The sequence below is a fragment of the Brevibacterium samyangense genome, from assembly GCF_039529845.1.
Taxonomy (GTDB): domain Bacteria; phylum Actinomycetota; class Actinomycetes; order Actinomycetales; family Brevibacteriaceae; genus Brevibacterium; species Brevibacterium samyangense.
Genome location: NZ_BAAANO010000032.1, coordinates 1 through 3,422 on the forward strand (window position 1 = coordinate 1; position 3,422 = coordinate 3,422).

The window sequence follows — 3,422 nt, forward strand, 5'->3', positions numbered from 1 at the left end:
GACATCCGGAACGACTGCTCCACATGCCACAGGTCGTGATACGACGACACCACTTCCGCTGCCGGCATCAGCGACGCGGGAATGTTCGTGACGTACCCCTTCAACCCGGCAACCTTCCGCGCCCGGGCCAGCGCGGCCTGATCGAGCTTGTACTTCTTCCCGTCCGCCTTCACGAACCGCGGCTTCCGGGCCGGTTTCTCCCCGTCGATCACGGCCTTCGCCCGGTTCTCCTGCAAGGTCAGGGTCTGTGTGTCGCGGACGTATCGTTTCCTCGAGTACGCCCACACCGCCCGCCACGCCAGCGGGTACTCGTCGGGATCCCAGACGGGCTCGGCCTTGAGGTTCTTCTGGTTGCCGGACTTCGAACGGCCGTCCCTCGGGGTGATCGTGTCGATGAGCTGCCCGTCGTAGAAGTCTTCGCCGTGCCAGTGGAAATGCGACTCCAAATCCAGTGGTGCCTTCGACGTGCGTGCCCCGACGATGAACCGCAGCCCTGCTTCGTCCAGTTGCCGCATGTTCGCTGCCGACAGTATGCCGGCGTCCGCGACGATGACCATGTCCGTGATGCCGTGGCGTTCCTGGAACTGCTTCACGATCGGCAGGAAGGTGTGGGTTGAGTATTTGGACCTTTGGGTGCCATCGAATATTGCCTCTCGGGGCCACCCGTATCGCCGGTGGGAGCCAGTGGCCCGATGGACTCGGGGCCACCGGCTCCCACCGTCTCGACCTACCTGCTCGATCCGGTAGCAACGACCTCGCGCATGTTATGCGTTCCCGTGTCAACCCACACCGCGTTGTGAACGATCCGGTCCATGATCGCATCGGCGTGAACCCCGCCGCCTAGCCGGTGATGCCAGTCCTTCTTCGCGTACTGCGTACAGAACACCGTCGACCCAGCGTCGTACCGGCGTTCCAAGAGTTCCAACAACATCGACCGCACCGACTCATTCGGCGGGTCCAATAGCCACTCATCGATCACGAGCAACCCGTACGAGGCGTACTTCTTCAAGAACTTCACCGTGCCGGATGGCTTGTCCGCAGCCTGCGCCCACACTTCCTCCAGATCCGGCATCCGAATGTAATGCGCGCGAATCCGCCGCTGACATGCCTGTTTCGCAAGAGCACACCCCAGGTACGATTTCCCCGATCCGGTGAACCCCTGGAACACTACATTCTGGTGCCGCTCGACGAAGCCGCAGGACGCCAACCCCGCGATCACGTTCCGGTCCAAACCACGTTCGTCGACCAGGTCCAGCCGCCGTAGATCCGCTTCCGGGTACCGTAGGCCGGCACGACGAATCAGACCCTCGATCTTCCCGTGCGTGAACGTCTGATGTGCCTCGTCGATGACCAACGCGAAACGCTCCGCGAATCCCATCCCACGCACCTGTTCCTCGTCCTGAGCTTCCAGCGCCTCCAGCAATGCCGCCGCGCCCATCTCGCGCAGCTTCCGCTTCGACTCGATATCGATCATGCTCACGCCTGTCCTCCCGAGTAGTAAGCGCCTCCACGCACGTACCCGCTACCGTCCTCGGGATCGTCGACCGGCCGGTGACCGAGGGATGCGAGTCTGTCCTGCCCGGTAGCCAGGATCGGTTGAATGTGCGCATACCGCGGGGACCGCACCGGGGACGTCAACGCCAACGCGCACGCGTGCTCCACACGCGCTGCGGCATACCGTCGCGAAAGCCGCAGCACGGCAAGCGCCGAATCGAGTCCCTGCTCGAGGACCTGCACGGATTCGAAGATCCGCTCGATGACGATCACCGTCGACGGGCCGATCCTGCCGGCCCACTCCCTCACACGTGCGGCATCCCACGGCTCGTACCGCCTGGCCCCGACACGATCGGCATCCCGGGTGCGGTACTGCCCGACGACCCCGGCAGGACACACCAGGTGGCTGGCGATCCGCTGCGTCCCTTCGTACACCTCGAGCGTCCGATCGGTGATCCGCAGATCCACACGGGATCCAATGAACGAGTACGGCACCGAGTAGTGGTTCTTCTCGAAGGCCACGTACCCGTCACGCGCGACCTTCCGCCCGTACACCCACGACGCGATCTCGTACGGCACCACGGGAAGCGGCGTCATCAACGGGAACTCCTCCGCGGTGAACACGCTGTACCGGGACCCTTCCCGTTTCTGGAACGGCCGCCGGTTGTACTCCCGGACCTGTCCATCGATCGCCTCCTGCAACTGGGCAAGAGACGTGAACTCCTGATCGCGAAGGACCGCGATCACGTACATCGCGACGTGCCACACCGTGTTCTCCGCGCTCGGTTTGTCCTTCGGTTTGCGCACACGCCCGGGCAGCACCGCGGCGCTGTAATGAGCCGCCAGTTCGCGGTAGGCGTCGTTGAGGACGATCTCACCGTCCTTCGGATGCGCGATCACCCCGGTCTTGAGGTTGTCCGGAACGATGCGCGGCACCGACGCGCCGAAGAACTCGAACATTCCCACGTGCGCCCGTAACCACGACTCCTGTCGCATGTCCGTACTCGCGTACACGAAGGCGTACCTCGAGAACGGTAGACATCCGACGAACAAGTAGACCTTCTGCGACTGCCCGGTCACCGGATCGCTCAGCCGCATCGTCGGTCCTGACCAGTCGACCTCGACGGTCTGAGCGGCTTTGTGCCCGACCCGCGAAGCGGCCCCGGTGATCAGCAGATGCCGTTGGTAGGTCTTACAGAACCGGTCGTAGCCCATCGCCGGGACCTGGTCACGGGCACACCGATCGGCATATTCGCTGTGCAGAAGCTTCAGCGTCACGCCGACTCGGGAGAGCTCCCGGTGAACACCGTCCCAGTCCGGTTGGGTGAACACGGACTCGTGTTCACCCCGTCCGGGAAACAGCCGCGAGTAGACGACGTCCTCGGACTCGTCGGCGATGTCCGCGTAGGTGATCCCCTGTTCCAGTGCTGCGTCGAGGACCGCGCTCACGCTTTTGCGTGACATGCGGTGCGAGGCCGCGATCGTGCGGCCCGAGAGGCCTTCGGCGCGGAGTTTGAGGACGAGTTTCGCCCTGATCTTGCGTACCATGTGGTTTCGCTCCTTCTGCCACGTGCCCATACACGTGGCGGGAAGAGCGTAGGAACAGTGGCCCCGAACGAGGTCACAGGTGGCCCCCAAGGACGCTAATCGAGCTGCGAGCTACTGGCGCCGATCGGCGTAGCTAGCGGACCCCAGCAAAGCGAATATTCAGTGGGTCTCGGCTTTGTTCCCTTCGAAGCAACCGATCTCGAGGGGGAATCCGTTCCGGTCGACGAGGAGCCCGACGACGATCTGCGTATCGACGCGGCGTTCTTTGGAGTACCCGACCTGCCGCAGCTCGTCTTCTTTCTCGGCTTCGAAGTACAGGGTCGTGACGTCGTAGAGCACCAGGGAGATATCGCCGTGGGTCGTCGAGTACTCGAAGCACT

2 protein-coding genes and 2 pseudogenes are annotated in these 3,422 nt (G+C 63.5%); all 4 read right to left on the minus strand.

All coding sequences use genetic code 11. The features are described from left to right. Positions 1–671 (minus strand): annotated as a pseudogene (locus ABD172_RS13645) (IS1634 family transposase); the annotation flags it as partial. A gap of 56 nt (positions 672–727) precedes the next feature. Then, complete coding sequence (locus tag ABD172_RS13650) at positions 728–1,480, minus strand: ATP-binding protein (RefSeq protein ID WP_344310507.1); 753 nt, start codon at positions 1,478–1,480, stop codon at positions 728–730. Next, positions 1,477–3,042, minus strand: a complete 1,566-nt coding sequence (istA, locus tag ABD172_RS13655) for an IS21 family transposase (RefSeq protein ID WP_344310508.1) — start codon at positions 3,040–3,042, stop codon at positions 1,477–1,479. The genes ABD172_RS13650 and istA overlap by 4 nt, the downstream gene beginning before the upstream one ends. Positions 3,043–3,207: 165 nt before the next feature. Further along, positions 3,208–3,422: pseudogene (locus ABD172_RS13660) on the minus strand (IS1634 family transposase); the annotation flags it as partial.

What these genes read in the sequence shown, in the direction of transcription:
- istA (WP_344310508.1), bottom strand. Translation starts at nt 3,042, where the DNA reads ATGGTACGCAAGATCAGGGCGAAACTCGTCCTCAAACTCCGCGCCGAA.